The following is a 24,885-nucleotide window of genomic DNA, read 5'->3' as shown; positions in this document are numbered from 1 at the left end:
AGCCGTGCGCATGGCACGGCCTCGATCCGGAACCGATTGTCGCCGACATGGCCCGGGCGGCGCTGACCACGCCGCCCGGGCCGTGTCGCGACACGCTTGCGTCAAGCCTCCGCCGGCTCCCCCAGCGGCCCGGCTTCATCGTTTGCCACGCGCCGCGGCGTATCCGCGAGCCCCTTCGCGAGCTCCAGCGCCTGCCGCTCGAACAGCCGGCGGTAGATGCCGCCTTCGATGCGGATCAGCGCGTCGTGGTTGCCTTCCTCGATCACCTTGCCGCGATCGAGCACGAGCAGCCGGTCGAGCGCGCGCACGGTCGACAGCCGGTGCGCGACCACGAGCGTCGTGCGGCCGACCATCAGCCGCTCCATCGCCTGCTGGATCAGCAGCTCGCTTTCGCTGTCGAGGCTCGACGTCGCTTCGTCGAGAATCAGGATCGGCGCATCGGCGAGGAATGCGCGCGCGATCGCGACGCGCTGGCGCTCGCCGCCCGACAGCTTGATCCCGCGTTCGCCGACGAGCGTGTCATAGCCGTCCGGCAGCGCGGCGATGAAGTCGTGCGCGCTGGCGAGACGCGCGGCGCGCTCGATGTCGGCGCGGCTTGCATCGGGGCGCGCATACGCGATGTTCTCGGCCAGCGTGCGGTGGAACAGCACGGGCTCCTGCTGCACGATCGCGATCTGGCTGCGCAGCGAATCCTGCCGCACGCGCGCGATGTCCTGGCCGTCGATCGTGATGCGGCCGCCCGACACGTCGTACAGGCGCTGGATCAGCTTGATGAACGTCGTCTTGCCCGATCCCGAATGGCCGACGAGGCCCACGCGCTCGCCCGGCGCGATGCGCATCGAGAAGTCGTCGTACAGCGGCACCGGATGGTTGCCGTAGCGGAACGTCACGTGCTCGAAGCGGATCTCGCCTTGCCCGATCCGGATGGCCGGCGCGTCGGGGCGATCGTCGATGCCGAGCGGCTGGCGTTCGAGCGCGACGAGTTCCTCCATGTCGTTCACCGAGCGCTGCAGGTTGCGGATGTGCATGCCGACGTCGCGCAGGTAGCCCTGCAGCATGAAGAACATCGTCAGCGCGAACGCGATGTCGCCGACGCTCGCCTCGTCGTTCACCCACAGCCGCAGTGCGACGCCGATCATCGCGGCCTGCATCGCGACGAGCATCGCACCCTGCAGCCCGCCGTTGAACGTGCCGCGCACCCACGTGCGGCGCGTGCGCTGCCGCCACTTGCCGATCACGCGTGCGAGCCGCGCTTCCTCGCGCGTTTCCGCGCCGAATGCCTTGACCACGGCATTGCAGCTCACGGCGTCGGCGAGCGCGCCGCCCATGCGCGTATCCCACAGGTTGCCGAGCCGCGCGGCCGGCGCGACGATGCCGAGCGACACCGCGACCGTCACCGAGATGTACAGCAGCGACCCCGCGCCGACGACGAGCCCCATCACGGGCCAGTGCGTGCCGAGCAGCACGGTGGCGCCGACCAGCATCGCGACCGACGGCAGCAGCGCGATCAGCACGGTGTCGTTCAGCAGGTCGAGCGCCCAGATGCCGCGCGTGATCTTGCGCACGGTCGAGCCCGCGAAGCTGTTCGCGTGCCAGTCGGTCGAGAAGCGCTGCACGCGGTGGAACGACGCGGCGGCGATCTCGCTCATCATCTTCAGCGTGAGCGTGATGATGTTCAGGTACACGCCCTGGCGCAGCAACGTCGCGCCGAGGCCGAGCGCGGCGAGCGTGCCGAACGCGACGAGGGCCGAATGCCACGCGGCGGCGCGGTCGGTCAGGCCGGTCGACAGCGCATCGACGAGGCGGCCGGCGAACAGCGGCGTGAGGACGTCCGCGAGCGCGGCGAGCAGCGCGAAGCCCGCGACCGTGGCGGTGCGCGCCGGCTGCTTGCGCCAGTAACGAAGGGTGAAGCCGAAGACGGCCTGGAATGCGTGGCCGCCCAGATGGGCAGTTTTTCTGGTCATTTATCGTTGCCCGGCGCATCGCGCGACGGGACTTTCCGGTTCGGAGAACGTCGAAAACGCAACAGCCGGGCCGCGCGGAAAACGCGGGCGGAGCGCAAAACGGGCTGTCGGGAAAAGCGCGGCTGACGGGTTAGCGGAAAACTCGGGAGCCGGCGCGGACGGCGGGCTGGATCAGCTGCGCCGTGGGACCACGTTCGAGAAGGTGGCTGGCATTCGGAACATCTGCACCTCCTCTGAAGTGAACGTTGAAAGGACGCCGAAAAGACGTGAAAAGATTCTATCAGCAGTGTACGGCGCGCTGCAACGTCTGACGAATGCGGCGTTGCGGCGTCGATACGGTTAGTATTCAGGGTTTCGGCCCTGCTTTCGCGGGCGTTCCGCGGCGCGGCAGCGCAGGGGCCGGCAGGGGCATCGATTACACTTCGGCGTCCACGGCGCGCGATGGTGCGGCCCCGCAGATTCACCCCGGATTCACCCCCGATACACACCTGAGGAAACGATGAGCGACGTTCAGCAAGGCATCCTGGCTCCGATCGACACGGCAGCCCGATACCTCACTTTCACGATTTCGAATGACGGCAACGTGGCAGCGGCGCTGGCCGCGCTGCGCGAGATCGTCGACGGACGCGACACGGTCGTCGGGTTCGGACAGTCGCTGGCCGCACACCTCGGGCGTCCGGTGCCGGGCCTGACCGAGTTCCCGGCGTTCACGGTGAAGGACCGCACGCTGCCGGCCACGCCGACCGACGTGTGGGTCTGGCTGCGCGCCGACGACCGCGGCGAGATCGTGCTGCGTGCGCGGGCGATCGAACGCGCGCTCGCGCCAGCATTTGCACTGCAGGATGCCGTCGACGGGTTCCGCTACTCGAACGATCGCGACCTGTCCGGTTACGAGGACGGCACCGAGAACCCGGAAGGCGACGACGCGGTGGCCGCGGCGATCGTGACGGGGCAGGGCGCGGGGCTCGACGGTGCGAGCTTCGTCGCCGTGCAGCAGTGGCTGCACGACTTCGACCAGATGGAGCGCATTCCGTCGGGCGACATGGACAACATCGTCGGGCGCCGCCGTTCGGACAACGAGGAGCTCGACGACGCGCCCGAGTTCGCGCACGTGAAGCGCACCGCGCAGGAAAGCTTCGAGCCCGAGGCGTTCATGCTGCGCCGTTCGTCGCCGTGGTCGGACGCGCGCCGCGCGGGCCTCTACTTCGTCGCGTTCGGCTGCTCGTTCCGCGCATTCGACGTGCAGATGCGCCGGATGAGCGGCGCGGACGACGGGATCGTCGACGGCCTGTTCCGCTTCACGCGGCCGCTGACGGGCGCGTATTTCTGGTGCCCGCCGATGAAGGGCGGCAAGCTGGACCTGTCCGCGCTCGGACTGTAAACGCCAGGCAGCAACGACGAACGGGCGGGTCGCGCATCGTGCGCGGCCCGCCCGTTTTGCATGTCACGCGGCGATCGCATGCCGCGTGGCGCTTGCGGCCTGTATCAGTTCAACGTCGTTTCGATCCGCGTGCCGCGCTTGATGAACTGCGTCACCGGCGTCTTCTCGCAGATTTCCGCGAGCCGCTGGCGTTGCGCATCGTCGAGCGGGCCGTCGAGCGTCACGACGCGGCGCACGTACTGCACGCCTTCGCGATCCGCATGCAGCTCGGTGCGCACGGCGATGCGCGTGGCCGGCCACGTCTTGCGCTGCATATACATGCGCAGCGTCGCGGCCGTGCATTGCGCGAGACCGGCCAGCACGAACTCGTACGGCGCCGGCCCGCGATCCTGGCCGCCTTCGCGCGGCGCTTCGTCGCCGGTCAGCGCGTGCGTGCCGGCCTGCAGCTGGACGACGTAGTCGGGTGCGTCCGCGTCGAGCACGGCGGCGGCATGGATGAGCGACATGGCAAGTCTCCGGTAAGCGGGAAGTAGAAAGCGGGCGCCGCACGGCGGCGCGCAGCCGTCAGCATACCGTCCCGGCGTGCGGCGATGCGTCGGCGGCGCCGGCGCTGCTGCGCACGAGCGCGGCGATGCGTTCGCGTACCCACTGGTGCGCACGATCGGTGTCGCGCGATTCGTGCCAGTACGCGAGGAGCGGGAACGGCTTGAGCCGCAACGGCAGCGGCCGCACGTCGATCGGCAGCAGCGCGGCCATGCGCAGCGCATAGGTGTGCGGCAGCGTGACCAGCAGGTCGCCGGTCGCGGCGATCTGGCACGCGGCGAAATAGTGCTGGCAGGTGAGACGGATATCGCGGAAGCGTCCGTCGTTGCCGAGCAGCACGTCGAGCGATTGCGGTTCGCCGAGCGACGACACCGCGATGTGCCGCGCCGCGAAATAGTCGCTGCGCCGCAGCGGCTCGCATGCCAGCGGATGATCGCGCCGCAGCGCGACGACGAGCGAATCGTCGAGCAGGTGCTCGGTCGCGATGCGGGGGCCCGTCTGCACGCGACGATCGACGACGAGGTCGGTATTGCCCGACGCGAGTTCGCGCTCGATGTCGGGTACCGCGACACGGCGGCTCACGAGCCGCAGGCCCGGTGCTTCATCGGCGAATGCCGCGACGATCCGCGGCAGCGCAATCGATTCCAGCACGTCGCGAATGCCGACGGCGATGCTCAGGTCGAGCGTCGCGGGATCGAATGCCGACGGATCGCGCACGGTGCGTTGCAGGCCCTTCAGGTGCAGTTGCACGTCCGCGATGATCGCGCGCGTGCGTTCGGTCGGCACGACGCGATTGCCCTGGCGCACGAACAGCGGATCGTCGAAATGCGCACGCAGCCGGTTGAGTGCATGCGTGACGGCCGGTTGCGTGAGATGCAGCGCGCGGGCGGCCGCGCCGATGCCGCCGTGCACGTAGACGGCGTCGAGCACGCGAAACAGGTTCAGGTCGAGACGATGATCGGCGGGCACGGAGCGCGGCTGGCGTGGTGAACGGTGGATCGATTCTAAAGGATGCACGGACAACGGATGCGCGGCGTGTCGTGCGTGCCGATCGAGTGCGTTCGATGCGTATCGATACCGTTCGAACCGGTACGTGAATGCAGCGTCATCCGGTGCGCGGTGCATCACGGCGCGTGCATCGCCACGCAAGACGGCCGCAATGATCGACCGCATCGCACGCGTGATTCTGTGCCGGCATACCGGCAATGCGCGACAGCCTGTAGTAATCCGCCATCATGCTGTCCGCGTCGGCCATTTCGTGCCAAAGGCGCTACCCGTTCGGCTAAGATGCCGTCGCTTCATATTTCGGGATAGCCGTCCTGTCGCACGCATTCAAACCAAATATAAGCCTGACAGTTCGACGGTATTAGAAGAAGTCGAACAAGTCGGGGGCTTGGCCAGTGAATGCAGCAGATGAGCGGTGGGTCGTTATCTATTTGAGTACGGGTTTTTCGTTGGCCCAGGCCGCGCGTCTCGGCGAGGCGTTCAACCTGGCGAATCGCCTGCAGCCGTACAGTGCGGATTACCAGCTGAAATACGTATCGGAAAGCGGGGGACTGTTGCAGTCGTCGTCCGGCGTGAGAATTGCGGCCGATCCGCTCGGTGACGAGCACGGTCGTCGCGCACTCGCGTTCTTTCATCTTCACGGCGACCGTGCGGCCGTCAACTGGGATGACGCGTTGCAGCGGCGCCTGACCGACATTCGCCGGCATGCGCGCTGGATCGTCGATGCGATGGACCTGCCCGCGCTCGCGGCCACGCAGCGGCCGTCGTCGGCGATCGACGTGCGGCCCGGCCGCGGCGGGCGCCGTGCCGCGACGACGGTCGAACTGCAGGCCGGCGAGACCGACGTGTTCGCGGCCGCGCTCGACATGTTCCGTGCCGATCTCGGCGACAGCGCCGCGCAGGAGATCGCCTGCAACATGATGCGGCCGGTCGAGCAGCGCTATGCACAGTCGATGTGGGCGTTTCGCGAACTGAGCGCGAGCCCGCCGATCCGGATGTCGGCACAGCGGCTGCGCGCGCAGAGCGTGAACCGCATCTCGATCGCGAGCGCCGCGCAGGCCGCCGCGATGAGCGAGCGCAATTTCCTGCGGCGCTTCAAGAAGGAGATCGGCGTGACGCCGACCGAGTTCGTCCAGCACGTGCGGCTCGAGCGTGCGTGCCACATGCTGATCCATACGACGCTGCCGGCCGACAAGGTGGCACGGCGTACCGGGTTCGGCAGCGGCGAGCGTCTCGCGAAGCTGTTTCGCCAGCGCCTGCTGATGTCGCCGACCGAATTTCGCGTCGCCGAGCGGGAGCGGATCCTGAATTACGGCACCGTGCCGCGCGATGCGGACGACGCGTCCGGCGCCGCGTCGTGCGACAGCGAGGGGATGAGTTGCGACGCGTGCATCGACGCGCACGAGAAAACGGGACGGATACCCGTAAAATCGGCCTGTCGCGATCTCGATTCCCGGTTTCCATGCCTTTCCTCCCCACTACCGCCACCGCCCCTTTCTGCCCGTCGGAAGTAAAGGGCAGCATCACGATCGACGCCGGCGCGCCGCGCTGGCAGAAGCTCAAGCGTTTCTTCGGCCCCGGCCTGCTCGTCGCGATCGGCTACATGGATCCCGGCAACTGGGCGACCGACATCCAGGCAGGCTCGCAGTTCGGCTATTCGCTGCTGTGGGTCGTCGCGTTCTCGAGCCTCGCGGCGATCTTCCTGCAGATGCTCGCGGCGCGGCTCGGCCTCGTCGCGGGCAAGGATCTCGCGCAGGCCAGCTATGACCGCTACGGCCGGTTCGGCCGCGTCGTGCAGTGGGTGACCGCCGAAGTGTCGATCATCGCGTGCGACATCGCGGAAGTCCTCGGCTGCGCGCTCGCGTTCAAGCTGCTGCTCGGCGTGCCGCTCGCGTGGGGGATCGTGCTGACAGCGCTCGACACGATGATCGTGCTCGGCCTGCAGGGCAAGGGCTTCCGGCAGATCGAGGCGATCGTGCTCGGGCTGATCGCGACGATGGCGTTCTGCTTCGTCGCGCAGGTCGCGATCACGCCGCCCGACTGGCATGCGGTGGTCGGCGGGCTCGTGCCGGGCGATCCGGGCCACGACCGCAAGGACGCGATCGTGCTCGCGCTCGGCATCGTCGGCGCGACGATCATGCCGCACAACCTGTACCTGCATTCGTCGGTCGTGCAGACGCGGCGTGTCGTCGGCGGCGCGCGCGGGACGATCCGCGACACGCTCGCGCTCGTGCGCATCGATACGATCGTGTCGCTGTTCGTCGCGATGCTCGTCAACGCGGCGATCCTGATCGTGGCCGGCGCGGCGTTTCATGCGACCGGCCAGCACAACGTGACCGATATCGAGCAGGCCTACAAACTGATTACGCCGATCGCGGGCGGCGCGGCCGCGCTGCTGTTCGGCATCGCGCTGCTCGCGTCGGGGCAGAGCTCGACGCTGACCGGCACGATCGCCGGCCAGGTGATCATGGACGGCTTCCTGCATACGAAGATCCCGTGCTATCAGCGCCGGCTGATCACGCGCGGCCTCGCGCTCGTGCCGGCGCTGATCGGCGTGCTGTGGCTCGGCGACGGCTCGGTCGGGCAACTGCTCGTATGGAGCCAGGTGCTGCTGAGCCTGCAGCTGCCGTTCGCGATGTGGCCGCTGATCCGCTCGGTCAGCGATCGCAACACGATGGGCGAGCACACGATCGGCCGCGGGATGCAGGTCGCCGCGTGGGCGCTGTTCGTCGTCATCACCGGCACGAACCTGTTGTTGATTACCGGCGTCGCGGGCTGATACAGCCTGTCACAGGCTGACACAGCCGCGGTGCGCGCATGCGGTAAACTGCGGCCTTTCCATCGTTGTCCGAAGTCCGTTATGTGGAGTGAAATCAGCAACCTCGGCGATGCCGCGCTGACCTTGCCGATCGCGCTGACGTGCGCGGCATGGCTGGCGTTGACCGACTGGCGCCTTGCCGTCCGCTGGGGCGTGCTGCTGGCTGCCGGCATGTGCCTCGTCGGCGCGACGAAGATCCTCTATGCCGGGTGCGGCATCGAGCTGCCGCAATTCGATTTCCGCGTGATCAGCGGCCATACGATGCTGTCGACGTCCGTGTGGACGGTCGCGCTGTCGATGCTGTGGCAGGCGTTCCGGCCCGGCAAGGCGCCCGGCATCGCGGCGGGGCTGGCCGTCGGCGCGGTCACGGCCGTCGCGCGCGTGTTCGACCACTCGCACACCCTGCCTGAAGTCGTCGTCGGCTGGATGCTCGGCGCGCTGGTCGCGCTGGTATTCCTGCGCGGCTACGACGGCGCGCGGCAGCGTGCGTTCTCGCCGCGGATCGCGGCGGTCTGCCTGCTGCTCGTGTCGGGCATCGCGTACGGGCACCGCGCACCGTTCCAGCAGATGATCGACACGCATTCGCCGCAGCTCTGCGCGTTCGTGCACGCGCCGTCGGGCGACGGATTCTGACGGTTGACCGTTTCCCGCCGGCGCGCGTCCGGCGGTTGCCTGATTTCTGATCCTGAACGCGTCCCGCGTCGCGGAACGCCCTCCTTGCCACTCCCCGAATCGACGAATCGGCCGATCCACCGGATCAGCCGCGCCCGCTCGTGCGTTCGCGCAGGTGCGGGATGGTCATGAACGATGTCTATGACTGGGCATAACGAATATTCATTTCATCGATTGGCGGCATTCGCGTACGCTGGCTGACGTTCAACCGGGGCCAGCGGCCGGGATTGCGCGGCAGGCGTCACGGTCATCTCGATATACTCGGGGAAACCGCGCTGCGCGCCGTCACGACGACGCACGCTCGACCGGCCTGCGTTGGCCGGGGTACGCACGGAAAACCCGTCGCGGCAGCGTTCCGCGACGACGATTCATGACAGGAGCCAGTCACATGACAGCCGTTTCATCGCGCCTCGCAGGCAAGTGCGCATACATCACGGGCGCCGCGGGCGGCCTCGGCCGCGCGATTGCGCGCCGGATGGTCGAGCAGGGCGCGCGCGTGTTCCTGACCGACATCGCCGACGCGGCGGTGCTCGACGCCTTCGCACAGGAACTCAACGCCGGGCATGCCACGCCGGTCGCATTCGCCGCGACGCAGGACGTGCGCGACGAAGCGCGCTGGCAGGCGCTGCTCGCGCAGGCGGTCGACGCGATGGGCGGGCTGTCGGTGCTCGTCAACAACGCGGGCGTGGGCTCGATCGGCTCGCCCGCGCAGATCGAGCTGGACGAGTGGCGTCGCGTGATGGCGATCAACGTCGAGAGCATCGTGCTCGGCTGCAAGCATGCGCTGTCGTACCTGGCCGAGAGCCATCCCGCGTCGATCATCAACATCTCGTCGGTCGCCGCGTTCAAGGTCGAGCCGGATTTCACCGCGTACAACGCGTCGAAGGCGGCGGTCGCGTCGCTGACGAAGTCGGTCGCGATCGACTGCGCGCGCCGCGAGATCGACGTGCGCTGCAATTCGATTCACCCCGCGTTCATCCGCACGGGGATCGTCGAGCCGCTGTTCCAGTCGCTCGGCGAACGCGACGCGACGCGCAAGCTCGCGCGCGGCATTCCGCTGCGCCGGCTCGGCGAGCCGGACGACGTCGCGCACGCGGCCGTGTATCTCGCATCCGACGAGAGCCGCTTCGTGACGGCCGCCGAACTCGTGATCGACGGCGGCATGTGCGCGGTCTGATACGCATCCCGAACCACCACGACCGGAGGAGAACATCGTGTCGACACCCGTGAACCGCCAACTGCTGCTGAAGACGCGCCCCGAAGGGCGCGTCGGCCGCGAACATTTTTCGCTCGTCGAGACGCCGGTGCCGGCGCTCGCGGACGGCGAGGTGCTCGTGCGCGTGCTGTATCTGTCGATGGACCCGACCAACCGCGTGTGGATGAGCGACGTGCCGCAGTACCTGCCGCCCGTCGCGATCGGCGAGGTGATGCGCGCGCTCGGCATCGGGCGCGTGGTCGCGTCGCGCCATGCGGGGTTCGCGGAAGGCGATCTCGTGCAGGGGCTCGTCGGCTGGCAGGACTACGCGGTCGTGCCGGCCGACCAGGCCGCGCAGCTCGTGAAGCTGCCCGCGCAGTCGGGCCTGCCGCTGCCGACGCTGCTCGGCGCGTGCGGGATGAGCGGGCTGACCGCGTACTACGGGCTGACCGACATCGCGCCGGTGCAGCCGGGCGAGACGCTCGTCGTGTCGGCGGCGGCCGGGTCGGTCGGCTCGATCGCCGGGCAGATCGGCAAGATCCACGGCGCGCGCGTGGTCGGCATCGCGGGCGGTGCGGACAAGTGCCGCTACCTGACCGAGACGCTCGGCTTCGACGCGGCCGTCGACTACAAGGCCGACGATTTTCGTCAGCAACTGAAGGCGGCGACGCCGGACGGCGTGCACGTGAACTTCGAGAACGTCGGCGGCGAGGTGATGCGCGCGGTGCTGTCGCGGATGGTGATCGGCGGGCGCGTCGCGCTGTGCGGCGTGATCTCGAACTACAACAGCGGCCGCGCGGCCGACGACGTCGGCGTACTGATCTCGAAACGGCTGACGATGCGCGGCTTCCTGATCCTCGACTACCGCAAGAGCCGCGAAGCCGTGCAGACGCTTTCCGGCTGGCTGCGCGACGGCCGGCTCAAGGCCGAGGAGACCGTGGCCGACGGTCTCGAAAACGCGCCCGACGTGCTCAATCGGCTGTTCGACGGCGACCATCGCGGCAAGCTCGTGCTGCGCGTCGATCCCGACGCGTGACGGGCGTGCGATGCGGGACGCACCGTGTCGCAAGGGCGTGTCGACCGCATTGAGTACGATCAACCGGGCCACAGTTTAGGACTTGTCCCATATATTGTTGCGGCCGCTCTCCCTAAAGTGATTGCCAGCAGACAGGCGGCGTGACCGACGCGTCACGCCGCCTTTTTTCTGGTCACGCGAACGGGAGAGGAAACATGCGAAACGACGCGAAGCGGGCGGTATCGACAACGGGCGCGGTGCGTGATCGAACGGTGTGGAGTACGGATGCCGTGCGGAGGATTGCACTTGGGCTCGGTGTCGCGCTGGCCATGTCGAATGCGGCGGCGAACGGGCAGGCCGGATCGGACGGCGTCGTGCATTTCACGGGCGCGCTCGTCGATCTCTACGACGTGACGTTCGATGCGCCGTCTGGCGCCTTCGTCGAAGGGCCGGGGATGACGCGCAGCGCGGTGGCGACACTGCGGTTCGATGCGCACGGCCGGCGCTTGGCCGGCGCCCATGTGACGCTGGCCGCGGCCAACGGCACGCCGCTCGAGCCGGATGCCGGTTCGGGCGTGCGCGCAACCTGGCGCGATGCCCGCGACGATCGGAGCGTGCCGCTGGTATCGGGCCGTGCGTATCGCGTCGGCCCGTATGGCGGCGTGATGACGGTGGCGGCAGACGACGAAACGGGCGCCGTAGCGCCCGTCGTGATCGGAATCCGTCATCCGTGACGGACGGTTTATTTATGCAGGTGTGCAGATCACTGCACGTCGGCCCTGCGGCGCGTCATTCACCCTGTTCCGAGCGTGCATAGATGTCCCAGCTCGCCATGAACAGCGCGGCGACGAGCGGCCCGATCACGAAGCCGTTGATGCCGAACAGCGCCATCCCGCCGAGCGTCGAGATCAGCACGACCCAGTCGGGCATCTTCGTGTCCTTGCCGACCAGGATCGGGCGCAGCAGGTTGTCGACGAGGCCGATCACGCCGACGCAGAACGCGACGAGGATCACGCATTTCCACACCGCGCCGATCATCAGGAAGTAGAGCGCGGCCGGTACCCATACGAGGCTCGCGCCGATCGCGGGCAGCAGCGACAGGAACGCCATCAGCGAGCCCCACAGCACGACGCCCTCGATCCCGAGGATCCAGAAGATCAGGCCGCCGAGCGCACCCTGCACGAGTGCGACCGCGATGTTGCCCTTCACGGTCGCGCGCACGACCGTCGTGAATTTTGCGAGCAGCAGGTTCTTGTGCTCTTCGTCGAGCGGGATTGCGCGGCGCACGCGGCGGCCGATCTCGCCGCCGTCGCGCAGCAGGAAGAACACCATGTACAGCATCACGCCGAAGCTCACGACGAACTGGAACGTGTTCTGGCCGATGCTGAGCGCCTGGGTGGCCGCGAACTGGCTGATCTGCGCGGCGCCGTCGGTCAGCTTCTTCTGGATGCCGGGGATGTTGGTCAGCCCGTATTTCTGCAGCAGGTTCTGGATCGACGTCGGCAGCGCGTGAATGATGTCGTGGAAGTACTGCGAATAATTCGGCTGGGCGTCCTTCAGTTCCTGGTACACGTACGCGATTTCCTGCACGAGCGTCGCCGCGACGAACACGAGCGGCAGGATCACGATCAGGATGATCAGCGACATCGTCACGAGCGCGGCCAGGTTGCGCCGCTTGCCGAAGCGCGCGGCGAGCCAGCGCTGCACGGGCTGGAACAGGATCGCGAGAATGGTGCCCCAGAACACGGCGCCGGAGAACGGTGCCAGGATCCAGCAGAGCCCGACGGTGACGGCGGCCAGCAGGAAATAGAAGAATTTTTGGTGATCGTGTCCGCTTTCCATGGATGGCGTTCGCGCAGATTGTTGCTTCGTTTGATTGAATTGCGTTGCCCGGCGCGCGATCGGCTCGCGAACGTCACGGGTTCGCGGCGGAACGCGGCGTGGGGCGGCCCGAACGGGAGTATGCCCGCAAAGGCCCCGCCATCATAGCCGCTGCGTGTGGCCCATGCGAAAACGCCGCGGCGAAGGCCGCGGCGCTGCCGGGAAGCAGATGCGGCGCGAGGCCGCGTGCCGCATCGTCAGATATTGAGCTTCGTGACCTTCGTGCCGTTCACCGACAGGTCGCCCATCAGGCCGGCGTTGGTCAGGACCAGCACCTCGACCGGTGCGGTGGCCGTGGTGGTGTCGACCGCGCCGTTCGCGCCGACCTTCACGACCGCGACCGATGCGTCGGCGCCGGCGGCCCAGCCTTCGGACTTGCGGAACGAGTCGAGCGCATCCTGCGTCATGAACAGGAACACGATCGCCTTCGACTGCGCACCGGCCTGCAGGCCGACCGACAGCGACGACGTGTTGTAGTAGCCGACGGTGCTGCCGCCGACGCGCAGTGCGCCGTTGCCGGACTGGCCGCCGACGATGAAGCCGGCCTGCAGCACGTTCGGGAACACGAGCGTGCCGCGCGATTTCGCGACGAGTTCACGCGAGCCCGGCACCGTCGAATAGAGGCGCGACAGCGTGGCGTTCACGCTGGCGTCGATCGATTGCCGCTTCGACGCACTGGCCGATGAGCTATCCGGCTTGTCGGGCGTGGTCGTGCAGCCGGCCAGCGCGAGGCTGCCGAGCATCACGGCGGCGGCGGCTTTCATGGCGAGGGATTTCTGCATGGCGGTTCTCCTTCGTTGTCTGATTGAGGATGGACAGTGCGGGCAGCGGGGCGGCTGGGCGCGGTCAACGGCGGGAAAGGAGCAGGCCCGCAACGAACGCGAGACCGGCCACGACACCGGCGGTTTGCCACGGGTTGTCGTGCACGGCCTGCGACACGCGTTCGGCCGAATCGCGCAGCCGGGCGGCTGCGCTGCCCGACGCGTAGTCGAGCGCGCTGCGTGCTTCATCGAGCCTGGATTGCACACGCTTGCGCAGGGCGGCGATATCGCCGTCGCCATCGTTTTTCAGCAGGTCTTCGAGTTCGTCGACCAGCCCGCGCAGATCGTCGGTCACGTCGGCATGCAGGTCGCGGGCGGCCGAGCGCGTCGTGCGTCCCACGCGCCGGCCGGTGCGACGGATGTCGGCCAGGCCGCGGTCCAGCTTGTGTTCGATCGAGTCGGTGAGCGCCATGATGTTTATCCTCCTTCGATTCAAGGCCAGTTTGAAGATAAGACGAATCCCAGCAACCAATGTGATTCGCCTGATCCAATTGAGTTTCGAGACAATTTTTCAATTCGTCGGCAGGATCGCCGGGAAGCCCCGCCGCGCGGGGCCGCGCGACGATTGAAAAAAATTCTCAATTGGGCGAAACGTGTGCAGCAGACAGCGATACGAAGCGAATGTCCGGTAAATATGGCGTCGCCCGGGGTGCCAGGTAAATAGTGCCATTGCAGGCGACAGGCTGATGCAAATGCACTAATCGACAGCGTACTGGCGAGCAGGGTTTGTGCCTGCGGCCGGCATCCGGGAGCGGTGCCCCAGTGCGAGGTCGACGACGACGGGATCGTGGTCCGACGAGCGATACGCATCGGGTGCGTAATAGGACGACCGGTGCGCGGCCGTTTTGTAATCGGGCACCGGTTGCAGTGCAATCGGTTCATCGGCGTTGATGTGCCAGACGTGCACGGCCTTGACGCGCGCGGCCAGTGCCGGCGTCGCGAGCGCGTGATCGAGGCTGCCGGCCTCGCCGCGAAATACGTAGCTGTACGCAGTGTCGCCGGCGAAGCGGGGCACCAGGTTCGCATAGCCGCGCGCCTCCAGCGCGCGAACGGGATCTTCCTTCGCATAGCTGTTCAGGTCGCCGATCAGCAGCACGCCGTCTGCCGCGGCGCCCGTCGGCGACGTGGCGAGCCAGTCGGCGATGCGCACGGCCGCCCGCGTGCGCGCCGCATTCCAGCAGCCCTGGCCGTCCGACTGGTCGCGATCGGCGCCGCTCGCATGCGGGCAGTTCTTCGACTTCAGGTGATTGACCGCGACCGTGAACGCCCGTGTGCCGCCTGCGCGCCGGAATGTCTGTGCGAGCGGCGGCCGGTGCCGGCCGCCCAACGTGACGGTGGCGGCACGCCCGGCCGGCTCGACCGTGCGGCTGTCGTACAGCAGCGCAACCGCGATCGCATCGCGGCCGAGCCGCGCGGTACCGGGATCGACCGCGCGCCAGCCGTCGCCGAGTTGCGCGGCGAGACGCCGGACGGCGCTCGCGTCGCCGTAGCCGTTGTTCGCGATTTCCATCAGCCCGATCACGTTGGCGTTCAGCGCGCGCAACGCCGCGACGATCTTCGCTTCCTGCCGCGCGAACGCGGCAGGCGTTTTTGCTCCGCGATCGGCCGCGGCGCCGAATCCGCCGCCGCGGCCGTCGCCGTTGAAATAGTTGAATACGTTGAACGATACGACGCGCACGTCGGCATCGGGATGCCGGGCCGGTGCATCGCGACGCGGGTTCGCCGTGGCGTCGAACGCCTGCGCGGCGCCGGCGGCCGGTTGCAGCCGCCACGCACCGTAGCGCAGTTCGAGCACGCCTTCGACGCCGCGCACCGTGTAGCCCGCACGAAGCGTGTTGGCGGCGCTCAGTGCGGGCGACGGATAGCGGACGGCCGCGCGATCGCGGCGGTTCGAGCCGTCGTCGAGCACGATGCGGTTGCGCGCGTTGGCCGCCGCGAGCGCAGCGGCTTCGGCGGGCGGCGCGACCTGGGTCGGGATGCGCAGCCGGCCGTTGCTGAGCACGACGCTGCCGTAGCGGCCGAGTTCGTGCGTGTCGCTGACCGTCAGCGTTTGCGGCAGGCGCACCAGCATGCCTTCGTGCGCGGCCAGCACGGCCGGCGTGGCGACCGGCAGCGTGAGCGTGGCGGGCGTGACCGCCTGCCCGCGTGCACAGACCGCGACGCCGCCCGTCAGCGTGAACTGCGTGCGGCCGTATCGATCGTCGATCCGGCCGGTGAGATGCACGAGATCGCCTGCATTCGCACGCGCGTTCGGCGCGTACACGAACAGGCCTTCCGGGACGCCCGGCTTGTGCGTGCGCTGCGCATCGGCCTGCTGGACGAAGAAGCCGCCGAGGCCGTCGGGCCCGCCGAACGTCGCGGTGACGACGGCCTCGATCGACGTCGTGTGCCCGGCCACCGGCGACGGGCCGTCGCCGCGGCGGAGATCGGCGATCGCCGAGGTCGCGCCGCCGCAGCCCGCGCTGACCGGCAGCGCGGCGATGGCCGGACGGACGAAGAGGGCGAGCGACAGCGCAATGGCAGGCAGTGGCAGCAGGCGTGACATGGGACGGTCCACAGGAAGAAAATCCAACGGTTCGGCCCCACATCCTGAAGGCAAAATGTCAGGAGGCGGCCGAATTGGCCGTCAGGCCAGTGCCGGTCGGCCAACGATGCCGGCAGGCCGCATCGCGGCTGTTACGCTTTCGCATCGGGCGTCGCTTGCCGATCGTGCACCGAACATTGCCGCGCCCCGTTCCCACAGGAGATGCCCATGTCTTACATGCTGTTGATTGTCGAGCCGACCGAGCAGCGTGCCGAACGCACGCTCGACGAAGGTCAGGCGCTGTACGCGCGGATGGTCGATTTCGCCGAGACCCTGAAGGCGCGCGGCGTGCTGCGCGGCGTCGAGTCGCTGGAGCGTTCCGAGCGCGGCACGCGCGTGCAGGTGCGCGACGGCGAGACGCGCCTGCTCGACGGCCCGTTCGCGGAGGCGAAGGAAATGGTCGGCGGCTTCTTCCTCGTCGACGTCGACACGCGCGAAGAGGCGATCGAGATCGCACGCCAGTGCCCGGCGGCGCAATGGTGCACGGTCGAGGTTCGCGCGGTCGGCCCGTGCTTCCTGTGACGGCTGCGACTCGGTATTTACCCTGATCTGTCGCGGCGCGTGTCGATCCGGCCGTCTTTCGTCCGTCGTCCGGATAAGGCCCCGATGGACGGGCGCCTCCTTCCATCGACGACAAGGAGTAAACGATGCGATTCATGATCATGATCCGGGCGAACGCCGTCAGCGAATCCGACGCGTTGCCGGACAACCGGCTGGTCGAAGCCATGACCGTCTATCACGAGGAACTGGCCAAGGCCGGCGTGCTGCTCGACGCGAACGGGTTGCGGCCGAGCGCGCGCGGCTGGCGCGTGCGCTACACGGGCGGCAAGGGCACCGTGATCGACGGCCCGTTCGCCGAAACGAAGGAGCTGATCGCCGGCTATACGCTGATCCAGGTGCGTTCGCGCGACGAGGCGCTCGAGTGGACGCGCCGGTTTCCCGCGCCGTTCGGTGCCGAGATGGATTGCGAGATCGAGGTGCGGCCGCTGTTCGAGCTCGACGACCTCACGCCGAGCGACGCGGTCGAGCGGTTCCGCGATCTCCACGTCGGCCGCGCCGGCGCCTGAACGTCCACCTGAATCCAACTTCACCGGGAGCACCCGTCATGCACAAGATGGTCTTCATCAACCTGCCCGTCGCCGACCTGCCGCGCTCGAAGGCGTTCTACCAGGCGCTCGGCTTCGAAGTCGTGCCCGAATACACCAACGACATGGCCGCCTGCATCAAGATCAGCGACGCGATCTTCGCGATGCTGCTCGTGCGGCCGTTTTTCCAGACCTTTACCGGCAAGACGATCATCGATCCGGCCACGCAGGTGCAGGTGCTGTCGTGCCTGTCGTGCGAAAGCCGCGCCGAGGTCGACGCGATCGTCGCGAAGGCGCTCGCGGCCGGCGGCTCCGCGCCGCAGGCGCCGCGCGAGTACCCGAACATGTACGGCCACGGGTTCGACGATCCGGACGGCCACGCATGGGAGCTGATGGCCATGCCGCTGGAGGCGCCGGCCGCGGGGCAGGCGTCGTGACGCTCGAGGCGACGCATCGTGCGATCGAAGCGGTCTGGCGAATCGAGGCGCCGAAGATCATCGCGCGCGCCGCGCGCGTGGTGCGCGACGTTGGCGTCGCCGAGGAGCTGGCGCAGGACACGCTCGTCGCGGCGCTCGAGCACTGGCCCGTCGACGGCGTGCCCGACAACCCGGCCGCCTGGCTGATGACGGCCGTGAAGCGTCGCGCGCTCGACCGCGTCCGGCAGGAGTCGCTGCATGCGGCGAAGCGCGACCAGCTCGGGCACGAGATGGACGCGCTCGAGGCGCACGTCGTCCCCGACATTGCGGAGGCGCTCGCCGATGCGAGCGACGACGACATCGGCGACGACCTGCTGCGGCTGATCTTCACGTCGTGCCACCCGGTGCTGTCGACCGATGCGCGTGTCGCGCTGACGCTGCGGCTGCTCGGCGGACTGACGACGGGCGAGATCGCACGCGCGTTCCTGACGCCCGAGCCGACGATCGCGCAGCGGATCGTGCGCGCGAAGCGCACGCTCTCGGCCGCGCACGTGCCGTTCGAGGTGCCGGCCGCCGATGCGCGGCCCGCCCGGCTCGCGTCGGTGCTCGAAGTGATCTACCTCGTGTTCAACGAAGGCCATGCGGCGACCGCCGGCGACGACTGGACGCGTCCGGCGCTGTGCGACGAAGCGCTGCGGCTCGGCCGCGTGCTGGCCGGGCTCGCGCCGGACGAAAGCGAAGTGTTCGGGCTCGTCGCGCTGATGGAACTGCAGGCGTCGCGCATGCATGCGCGCACCGATGCACAGGGCCGGCCCGTGCTGCTGCTCGACCAGGACCGCAGCCGCTGGGATCCGCTGCTGATCCGGCGCGGCCTCGCGGCGCTGGAGCGGGCGACGAAGCTCGGCGGCGTGCGCGGGCCGTATGCGCTGCAGGCCGCGCTGGCCGCCTGCCATGCGCGTGCGCGGCACGCGTCGGATACCGACTGGGCGCAGATCGTCGCGCTGTATGACGCGCTCGCCGAGGTCGCGCCGTCGCCCGTCGTCGAACTGAATCGCGCGGTGGCGGTGGGGATGGCGTTCGGGCCGGCCGCGGCGCTCGAGCTCGTCGACGCGCTGCGCGACGATCCTGCGCTGGCACGCTATCACTGGCTGCCGAGCGTGCGCGGCGACCTGCTGGCGAAGCTCGGCCGCGCCGACGAGGCCAAGCTCGAGTTCCGCCGCGCGGCGGAACTGACGCGCAACGAACGCGAACGCGAATTGCTGCTCAAGCGTGCGACGGATGCATGACGCATGACCCATGACGCACGAGAGTGCGTCCAGCTTGCCGTCCCGACACCACCCGCGTCTCGCCTGGCACTGCCTGACACCGCCCGACGCTATCGCGCGCATTGAAAAAGCCTATTGGGGGATGCGAACGCGAGCGCCTAGATTGAAGAGCACGATGCGTGCGCCGCGGCGCACGCATCGTTCCCCACATACATCATCGGCCCGGCTTCGCACGCGGCCGCGCCGACTCGAACGGAGGCGCAAATGGCTCAACTCAAGGGCAGCAAGACCGAAGAGAACCTGAAGGCCGCATTCGCAGGCGAATCGCAGGCGAACCGGCGCTATCTGTATTTCGCTTCGAAGGCCGACGTTGAAGGGCAGAACGACGTCGCCGCGCTGTTCCGCTCGACCGCCGAAGGCGAAACCGGCCATGCGCACGGCCATCTCGAATACCTGGAAGCCGTCGGCGATCCGGCCACGGGCTTGCCGTTCGGTTCGTCGCGGCTGAATCTCGAATCGGCGATCGCCGGCGAGACGCACGAATACACCGACATGTATCCGGGCATGGCGAAGACGGCCCGCGACGAAGGCTTCGACGAAATCGCGAACTGGTTCGAAACGCTCGCGAAGGCCGAACGCAGCCACGCAAACCGCTATACGAAGGCGCTGGACAGTCTCGTCGACTGACGGGCCGCCGCGGGCCGCACGGCATCGCCGTGCGACCGGCATGCGGCCGGCTGTTCGTTCACCGCTGCTCGCAGTGCGCGGGCGGCGCGCTCGCGCGCATGCGCGCCACGCTGGAGCGCCCCCATGCCCCACAAGGAAGGCAGTCTCGAAGCCCCGACCCGGCATCCGCTCGACTGGCAGTCCGATGCGTTCTACGACCAGGCCGCGATCGATGCGGAAATGACGCGCGTGTTCGACATCTGCGCGGGCTGCCGGCGCTGCGTGTCGCTGTGCGGCGCGTTCCCGGCGCTGTTCGACCTGGTCGACGACACGCCGATGGGCGACATCGAGGAAGTGCCGAAGGAAGCGTTCGGCAAGGTCGTCGACCAGTGCTATCTGTGCGACCTCTGCTACATGACGAAATGCCCGTACGTGCCGCCGCACGCATGGAACGTCGACTTCCCGCACCTGATGCTGCGCGGCAAGGCCGCACGCTACCGGCGCGGCGAAGTGGCGTTGCGCGACAAGGTGCTGTCGAACACCGATGCGCTCGGTCATTTCGCGGGCATTCCGATCGTCACGCAGGCGGTCAACGCGGTGAATCGCACGCCGCCCGCCCGCCACGCGCTCGAAGCGGCACTCGGCGTCGATCGCAACGCATGGCTGCCGGCGTTCGCGCCGCGCACGTTCCGGCGCGGCGCGAAGCGCTCGGACAACCCGCCCGTGCGCGACGGCGAACGCACGCCCGGCAAGGTCGCGATCTACGCGACGTGCTACGTGAATTTCAACGAACCCGGCATCGGCCACGACCTGCTCGCGATCCTCGCGCACAACGACATCCCGTACGAACTCGTCACGCGCGAAGCCTGTTGCGGGATGCCGCTGCTCGAACAGGGCAATCTCGACGGCGTCGCCGCGAAGAAGGCCGTGAACATGCCGGTGCTCGAACGCTATGCGCGCGAAGGCTATGCGCTGATCGGCGCGATTCCGAGCTGCGTGCTGATGTACAAGAGCGAGCTGCCGCTGATGTTCCCCGGCGACGAGGCGGTGCGCGCGGTGGCCGACGCATTCTGGGATCCGTTCGAATACGTGATCGCGCGGCATCGCGACGGGCTGCTGAAGACCGATTTCACGACCGGCCTCGGTACCGTGTCGTATCACGTGCCGTGCCATGCGCGCGTGCAGAACATCGGCCGCAAGACGGCCGACGCGTTGTCGCTCGTGCCCGATACGCGCGTGAACGTCGTCGAGCGTTGCTCGGGCCATGCGGGCACGTTCGGCGTGAAGAAGGAATTCCATGCGGACGCGATGCGGATCGGCGCGCCCGTGTTCAAGGCGATGGCCGAGGCGCAACCGGATGTCGTGTCGTCCGACTGCGCGCTGGCCGGCCATCACATCGTGCAGGGCATCGACGAGAAGGGGCTGCCGTCCGCGCCGCTCGCGCATCCGCTCACGCTGCTGCGCCGCGCGTACGGGATCTGATTCGAGGCCCGCCACCCACGAGGACTGCTCATGACGCTGACCCGCGACTCCCTGCTGACGCTCGAGGCGTACGCCAAGATCCGCCGGGCCGAACACGCACGGCTCGTCGCGTACAAGCGCCGCCGCGCGGTGGCGCTCGGCAATCACCTGCGCTTCCTGTTCGAGGACGAGACGACGATCCGCTATCAGATCCAGGAGATGCTGCACATCGAGAAGATTTTCGACGAGGCAGGCATCGAGGGCGAACTGGAAGCGTATCTGCCGTTGATACCCGACGGCACCAACCTGAAGGCGACGATGCAGATCGAATACGAGCACGAGGCCGAGCGGCGTGCGGCGCTCGCACGGCTGATCGGTGTCGAGGATCGCGTGTACGTGCAGGTCGACGGGCATGCGAGCGTCTATGCGATCGCCGACGAGGATCTCGAGCGCGATACCGCCGAGAAAACGTCGGCCGTGCACTTCGTGCGCTTCGAACTCGACGCGCCGATGCGCGCGGCGCTCAAGGGCGGGGCGGCGCTGTCGATCGGCTGCGATCACCCGGCCTACGCGATGCCGCCGCAGCTTGTGGACGCGGACGTGGCCGCATCGCTGGCCGGCGATCTGCGCTGACGCGACCGCCGTGGGTCCCGGGCGCCGGTTTCAGCCTTCCCGTTCCGACCCGAAACAGGATTTCCGCTCGCCGGGCGGCATGGCCGCGCGCGTGTCGCCGCGAAAATGTAACAGGCGTCACGAGGTTGCATGCGGGGACATACCGTGCATCGCGCGTCACCGCGCTTTCATCACTCGCAGAGAAACAATAAAAAGATTGTGCACGGAGATAATCAAAGCGAACGGGAATTGAATGATTTACCGATTCGTGAATATCTTGTTACGATTTTTTCCCTGATTTACCGATTTTCGGCAGCAATTCTTGCGATTGTTGCCGACAAGGGCCGGATCAGCCTGTAACAGCTTATTTCAGGCCATTCTTCATACCCCGCGGAGCCCCGCCAGACGGGCCTTTGCAGCGGCGGGCATAAAGATCTCGCAAAAAAATTCAAGCGTAAATAGATTGCGCATCAATGGCTGGATGTTTCAGTGCGTAACATTAAGTCATTGTCATATTGAGATAAACCCTGAGGATGGTATGCTTCGTGCACAAAAATTCCCACATTGGAGTGAGACCGTGACTTGTGCGCCATTGCCGGGAATTGCGGCACCGTGAAAGTGCGGTGTCGCCCGGTATGCACAACACCGGATAACCATAATGTGCAACCTGGCCGCCGGGCGACGCGATTGTGTCGCGAAGGCGCCGCCAATCGCAGCCCGGCCTGGCTGCGTGGAGAGATCTACTATGTTCTTCGATGAGCTTAACGATGAAGAGTGGGTTCGTCTTTCAACGCTGATCGCCGATGAACCCATCCGGCTGAACCGTCGTGGGCGTCCACGCGCCGAACCGCGCGTCGTCGCGAATGCGGTGCTGTGGATCCTGACGACCGGTGAAGCCTGGTCCAAGCTGCCCGGCCGCTATCCGTCCGGGCCGACGTGCCGTCGCCGCTATGAAGAGTGGCTGGCGAACGGCACGCTGCTGAAGATGATCGACGTACTGACCCAGTTCAGCGGGCGCACGTTCGCGTATATTCCGCCGCCGCCGGAGGCGGCAGTGCCTGCGCGTCGCGCGGAGCCCGTGCCCGACAACGATCGCTTGCGCGGCGTGTTCTGGCAAAACCCCGAGTCGTGGCAATTGCCGGTTGCGCAGGCAAACGTTTGGGAGGGCGAAGGTGCGTCGATCAGCGCGATGCAGGTCGATGCGGTGATCGACCGGTCCGACGCATCGTTCGTGGTGCCCGGGGCGCCGGCGGCCGAGTTGCGCCATGCACGCGCATCGGCGACGAGCTTCGCCGCGGCCGAACCGCAAGTCGACGAGTATCGCGGCTATACGATCAGCGGCATCGCGCAGCCCGTGCAGAACCTGATGTATCGCGCGTGGGCCGAGATCTCGCAGGGCGACCGGCGCGTGGAGCGCTCGGGCCTCATCGGCCCGCGCTTCACCGATGCCGAGGAAGCCGAGCAGTTCGCGCTCGACTGGGCGCGCCAGTGGATCGATCGCCATGGCGCGAGCGACGAGCCGGCGCGCGAGCCGCAAAGCGAGGTGCTGGTCGGCCTGTCCGCGCTGGCGCGTGCGGAATCGGACATCAAGCGCTTCATCGCCGAGCGTCACGCGGGCGCGATGTCCGAAAGCCGCAACGATCCCGTGCAGTCGGAACGTCGCGAGTACGCGTATCGCGTCGGTTGATCGCGGTGTCGATGCAATGCGCGGGCCGCCGTGTGCCACGACGTCCGCGCAGTTGCCCAGTCTCTCCATGGCCGCGTTGCCGGGAGCGCTGCCACGACGGCAGCGCTTCCGGCGTTTGATGCATCACTGGCGGCCGTAGGTATCGTCGAAGCGGACGATGTCGTCCTCGCCGAGATATGCGCCCGATTGCACTTCGATCAGTTCGAGCGGCATCTTGCCCGGGTTCTCCAGGCGGTGCGAGACGCCGAGCGGGATGTACGTCGATTCGTTTTCGGACAGCAGGAACGTTTCGTCGCCGCGCGTGATGCGCGCGGTGCCGCGCACGACGATCCAGTGCTCGGCGCGGTGGTGGTGCATCTGCAGCGACAGTTGCGCGCCCGGCTTCACGACGATGCGTTTCACCTGGAAGCGCTCGCCCATGTCGACCGAGTCGTAGTGGCCCCACGGGCGGTGCACCTTGCGGTGATCGGTGGCTTCCGCGCCGCGTTGCGCCTTGATGCGTCCGACGATCTTCTTCACGTCCTGCACGCGCGATTTGTCCGCGACGAGCACGGCGTCGGGCGTTTCGACGACGACGAGGTTCTGCGTGCCGACGCAGGCGACGAGCCGGCTTTCCGAATGCGCGAAAGTCGATTCGGCGCCTTCGAACAGCACGTGGCCGCGGCCGACGTTCTCCGCATCGTCCTTCGGCGAGATCTGCCAGATCGCGTCCCACGAACCGACGTCCGACCAGCCGGCGTCGAGCGGCACGACGACGCTCTCGCACAGTTGCGGCAGGCTCGCGAGCGGCTCCATCACCGCATAGTCGATCGAGTTCGACGGCGAAGCGGCGAATGCGTCGCGATCGACGCGGAAGAAATCGCCGTCGTCCCTGCCTTGTGCGACCGCCTGTTCGCACGCGGCGTAGATCGCCGGTTCGAGCTGGTGGATCGCCTTCAGCCAGACCGACGCGCGCACGATGAAGATCCCGCTGTTCCACCAGTATTCGCCCGACGCGACGTACTGCTGGGCGAGTTCGAGGTGCGGCTTCTCGACGAAACGGTCGAGGCGGCGCACGTCGAGGCTGCCCGTCGCGGCGTCACCGAGCGGCGCGCCGACGCGGATGTAGCCGTAGCCGGTTTCCGCGTGCTTCGGCACGATGCCCATCGTCGCGATCTTGCCTTGCGCGGCGCAGTGCACGCCGGCCGCGACTGCTGCGTGAAAGCGCGGCAGGTCGGCGACCGCATGGTCGGCCGGCATCACGGTCATCACCGCATCGTTGCCGTCGGCGACGAGCCGCAGCGCGGCGAGCGTCAGCGCGGGCGCGGTGTCGCGGCCGAGCGGCTCGAGCATGATCGTCGCGCGCTTGGCGGTCAGGCGCAGCTGTTCGGCGGTCGTGAAGCGATGATCCTCGCCGCACACGATCAGCACGTCGTCGTTCAGCGGATGGACGGCCTCGAGGCCGTCGAGGCGCAGTGCGGTTGACTGCAGCAGCGAATGATCGCCGAGCAGGCCAATGAGCTGTTTCGGAAAACGTTCGCGCGACATCGGCCACAGACGCGTGCCGGAGCCGCCGGCAAGAATCACCGGTTGCACCGCGAGGCGCGTGCCGGTGGCGGGGGCGGCGGAAGAAGCATGGCGCGTTTCGGCTGCCACGGCCGGAGCATTCATGATGGCACTCTCCACGGTTGAAGTCAGTGCCTGTCGTTGTAGCATGAAGTAAATCGACAATAAAACCGGGACCATTGCCTGATATTCATCGGGCATTCACCAGGAAAAATTTTCCGCGCTAGCATCGGTTGCAAATAAAAAAATAAAAAATAATTCCGCGCATT

General features: G+C 67.6%; 24 protein-coding genes. 16 read left to right on the top strand and 8 right to left on the bottom strand.

Annotation, left to right across the window (positions count from 1 at the left end; all coding sequences use genetic code 11):
* Positions 1-101 precede the first annotated feature (101 nt).
* Positions 102-1,964: an ABC transporter ATP-binding protein gene (locus tag U5798_RS07365; RefSeq protein WP_322081666.1), complete on the bottom strand. Its 1,863-nt coding sequence runs from the start codon at positions 1,962-1,964 to the stop codon at positions 102-104.
* A 499-nt stretch (positions 1,965-2,463) separates the two neighbouring features.
* Here U5798_RS07365 and U5798_RS07360 point away from each other — a divergent pair, with 499 nt between their 5' ends.
* Positions 2,464-3,345 (top strand): Dyp-type peroxidase, encoded by an 882-nt coding sequence (locus U5798_RS07360; RefSeq protein ID WP_124446368.1) that lies wholly within the window; start codon positions 2,464-2,466, stop codon positions 3,343-3,345.
* Between the two features lie 104 nt (positions 3,346-3,449).
* Here the strand turns inward: U5798_RS07360 and U5798_RS07355 are convergent, their stop codons facing one another.
* Both U5798_RS07355 and U5798_RS07350 read right to left on the bottom strand, forming a co-directional pair.
* Positions 3,450-3,851 (bottom strand): OsmC family protein, encoded by a 402-nt coding sequence (locus tag U5798_RS07355; protein WP_124446370.1) that lies wholly within the window; start codon positions 3,849-3,851, stop codon positions 3,450-3,452.
* A gap of 58 nt (positions 3,852-3,909) precedes the next feature.
* Positions 3,910-4,857: a LysR family transcriptional regulator gene (locus U5798_RS07350; RefSeq protein WP_124446372.1), complete on the bottom strand. Its 948-nt coding sequence runs from the start codon at positions 4,855-4,857 to the stop codon at positions 3,910-3,912.
* Between the two features lie 485 nt (positions 4,858-5,342).
* On the opposite strand from U5798_RS07350, the gene U5798_RS07345 reads away from it, so the two are divergent.
* The 6 genes from U5798_RS07345 to U5798_RS07320 all read left to right on the top strand — a co-directional run bounded on the left by U5798_RS07345 (position 5,343) and on the right by U5798_RS07320 (position 11,327).
* The gene (locus tag U5798_RS07345) at positions 5,343-6,407 is read left to right on the top strand and encodes a helix-turn-helix domain-containing protein (RefSeq protein WP_124446374.1); all 1,065 of its coding nucleotides are present in this window, start codon (positions 5,343-5,345) and stop codon (positions 6,405-6,407) included.
* A complete protein-coding gene (locus U5798_RS07340) occupies positions 6,356-7,672 on the top strand; it encodes an Nramp family divalent metal transporter (RefSeq protein ID WP_124446376.1) in 1,317 nt (438 codons plus the stop codon). The genes U5798_RS07345 and U5798_RS07340 overlap by 52 nt, the downstream gene beginning before the upstream one ends.
* An 81-nt stretch (positions 7,673-7,753) precedes the next feature.
* Positions 7,754-8,344 carry a phosphatase PAP2 family protein gene (locus U5798_RS07335; RefSeq protein ID WP_322081665.1) on the top strand — a complete coding sequence of 197 codons (591 nt, stop codon included), beginning with the start codon at positions 7,754-7,756 and terminating at the stop codon, positions 8,342-8,344.
* A 427-nt stretch (positions 8,345-8,771) separates the two neighbouring features.
* Complete coding sequence (locus U5798_RS07330; protein WP_322081664.1) at positions 8,772-9,560, top strand: SDR family oxidoreductase; 789 nt, start codon at positions 8,772-8,774, stop codon at positions 9,558-9,560.
* 37 nt (positions 9,561-9,597) lie between these two features.
* Complete coding sequence (locus U5798_RS07325; RefSeq protein WP_322081663.1) at positions 9,598-10,614, top strand: NADP-dependent oxidoreductase; 1,017 nt, start codon at positions 9,598-9,600, stop codon at positions 10,612-10,614.
* A gap of 194 nt (positions 10,615-10,808) precedes the next feature.
* On the top strand, positions 10,809-11,327 hold the full coding sequence (locus tag U5798_RS07320) for a thioesterase (protein ID WP_124446384.1): 519 nt from the start codon (positions 10,809-10,811) through the stop codon (positions 11,325-11,327).
* 55 nt (positions 11,328-11,382) lie between these two features.
* Here the strand turns inward: U5798_RS07320 and U5798_RS07315 are convergent, their stop codons facing one another.
* The 4 genes from U5798_RS07315 to U5798_RS07300 all read right to left on the bottom strand — a co-directional run bounded on the left by U5798_RS07315 (position 11,383) and on the right by U5798_RS07300 (position 15,840).
* Positions 11,383-12,435 (bottom strand): AI-2E family transporter, encoded by a 1,053-nt coding sequence (locus tag U5798_RS07315; RefSeq protein ID WP_124446386.1) that lies wholly within the window; start codon positions 12,433-12,435, stop codon positions 11,383-11,385.
* Between the two features lie 236 nt (positions 12,436-12,671).
* A complete protein-coding gene (locus U5798_RS07310; protein WP_322081662.1) occupies positions 12,672-13,256 on the bottom strand; it encodes a YSC84-related protein in 585 nt (194 codons plus the stop codon).
* Between the two features lie 64 nt (positions 13,257-13,320).
* Positions 13,321-13,707 (bottom strand): DUF883 family protein, encoded by a 387-nt coding sequence (locus U5798_RS07305; RefSeq protein ID WP_124447249.1) that lies wholly within the window; start codon positions 13,705-13,707, stop codon positions 13,321-13,323.
* Between the two features lie 285 nt (positions 13,708-13,992).
* The gene (locus U5798_RS07300) at positions 13,993-15,840 is read right to left on the bottom strand and encodes an ExeM/NucH family extracellular endonuclease (RefSeq protein ID WP_322081661.1); all 1,848 of its coding nucleotides are present in this window, start codon (positions 15,838-15,840) and stop codon (positions 13,993-13,995) included.
* Between the two features lie 207 nt (positions 15,841-16,047).
* Here U5798_RS07300 and U5798_RS07295 point away from each other — a divergent pair, with 207 nt between their 5' ends.
* From U5798_RS07295 to U5798_RS07255, 9 genes are all read left to right on the top strand, one after another.
* Positions 16,048-16,401: a YciI family protein gene (locus U5798_RS07295; protein ID WP_034185688.1), complete on the top strand. Its 354-nt coding sequence runs from the start codon at positions 16,048-16,050 to the stop codon at positions 16,399-16,401.
* Positions 16,402-16,526: 125 nt separating this feature from the next.
* Complete coding sequence (locus U5798_RS07290; protein ID WP_124446392.1) at positions 16,527-16,946, top strand: YciI family protein; 420 nt, start codon at positions 16,527-16,529, stop codon at positions 16,944-16,946.
* Between the two features lie 38 nt (positions 16,947-16,984).
* A complete protein-coding gene (locus U5798_RS07285; RefSeq protein ID WP_322081660.1) occupies positions 16,985-17,401 on the top strand; it encodes a VOC family protein in 417 nt (138 codons plus the stop codon).
* Complete coding sequence (locus U5798_RS07280) at positions 17,398-18,666, top strand: RNA polymerase sigma factor (protein WP_124446396.1); 1,269 nt, start codon at positions 17,398-17,400, stop codon at positions 18,664-18,666. The genes U5798_RS07285 and U5798_RS07280 overlap by 4 nt, the downstream gene beginning before the upstream one ends.
* 243 nt (positions 18,667-18,909) lie before the next feature.
* Entirely contained in the window at positions 18,910-19,332 is a 423-nt protein-coding gene (locus tag U5798_RS07275) for a rubrerythrin family protein (RefSeq protein WP_006497294.1), read from the top strand.
* 123 nt (positions 19,333-19,455) lie between these two features.
* A complete protein-coding gene (locus U5798_RS07270; protein ID WP_322081659.1) occupies positions 19,456-20,793 on the top strand; it encodes a heterodisulfide reductase-related iron-sulfur binding cluster in 1,338 nt (445 codons plus the stop codon).
* A gap of 30 nt (positions 20,794-20,823) precedes the next feature.
* Positions 20,824-21,405, top strand: a complete 582-nt coding sequence (locus U5798_RS07265) for a DUF3501 family protein (RefSeq protein WP_124446400.1) — start codon at positions 20,824-20,826, stop codon at positions 21,403-21,405.
* A gap of 129 nt (positions 21,406-21,534) precedes the next feature.
* Positions 21,535-21,744 carry a hypothetical protein gene (locus U5798_RS07260; protein WP_124446402.1) on the top strand — a complete coding sequence of 70 codons (210 nt, stop codon included), beginning with the start codon at positions 21,535-21,537 and terminating at the stop codon, positions 21,742-21,744.
* A 385-nt stretch (positions 21,745-22,129) separates the two neighbouring features.
* Positions 22,130-23,071: a transposase gene (locus U5798_RS07255; protein ID WP_124447251.1), complete on the top strand. Its 942-nt coding sequence runs from the start codon at positions 22,130-22,132 to the stop codon at positions 23,069-23,071.
* 123 nt (positions 23,072-23,194) lie between these two features.
* Here the strand turns inward: U5798_RS07255 and U5798_RS07250 are convergent, their stop codons facing one another.
* A complete protein-coding gene (locus tag U5798_RS07250) occupies positions 23,195-24,721 on the bottom strand; it encodes a mannose-1-phosphate guanylyltransferase/mannose-6-phosphate isomerase (protein WP_322081658.1) in 1,527 nt (508 codons plus the stop codon).
* Positions 24,722-24,885 lie beyond the last annotated feature (164 nt).

Origin of the sequence: Burkholderia sp. BCC1972 (genome assembly GCF_905339605.1) — a bacterium.
Lineage (GTDB): Bacteria > Pseudomonadota > Gammaproteobacteria > Burkholderiales > Burkholderiaceae > Burkholderia.
The sequence above is the reverse complement of the archived record's forward strand: the minus strand, read 5'-3'. Positions and strand labels throughout refer to the sequence as shown.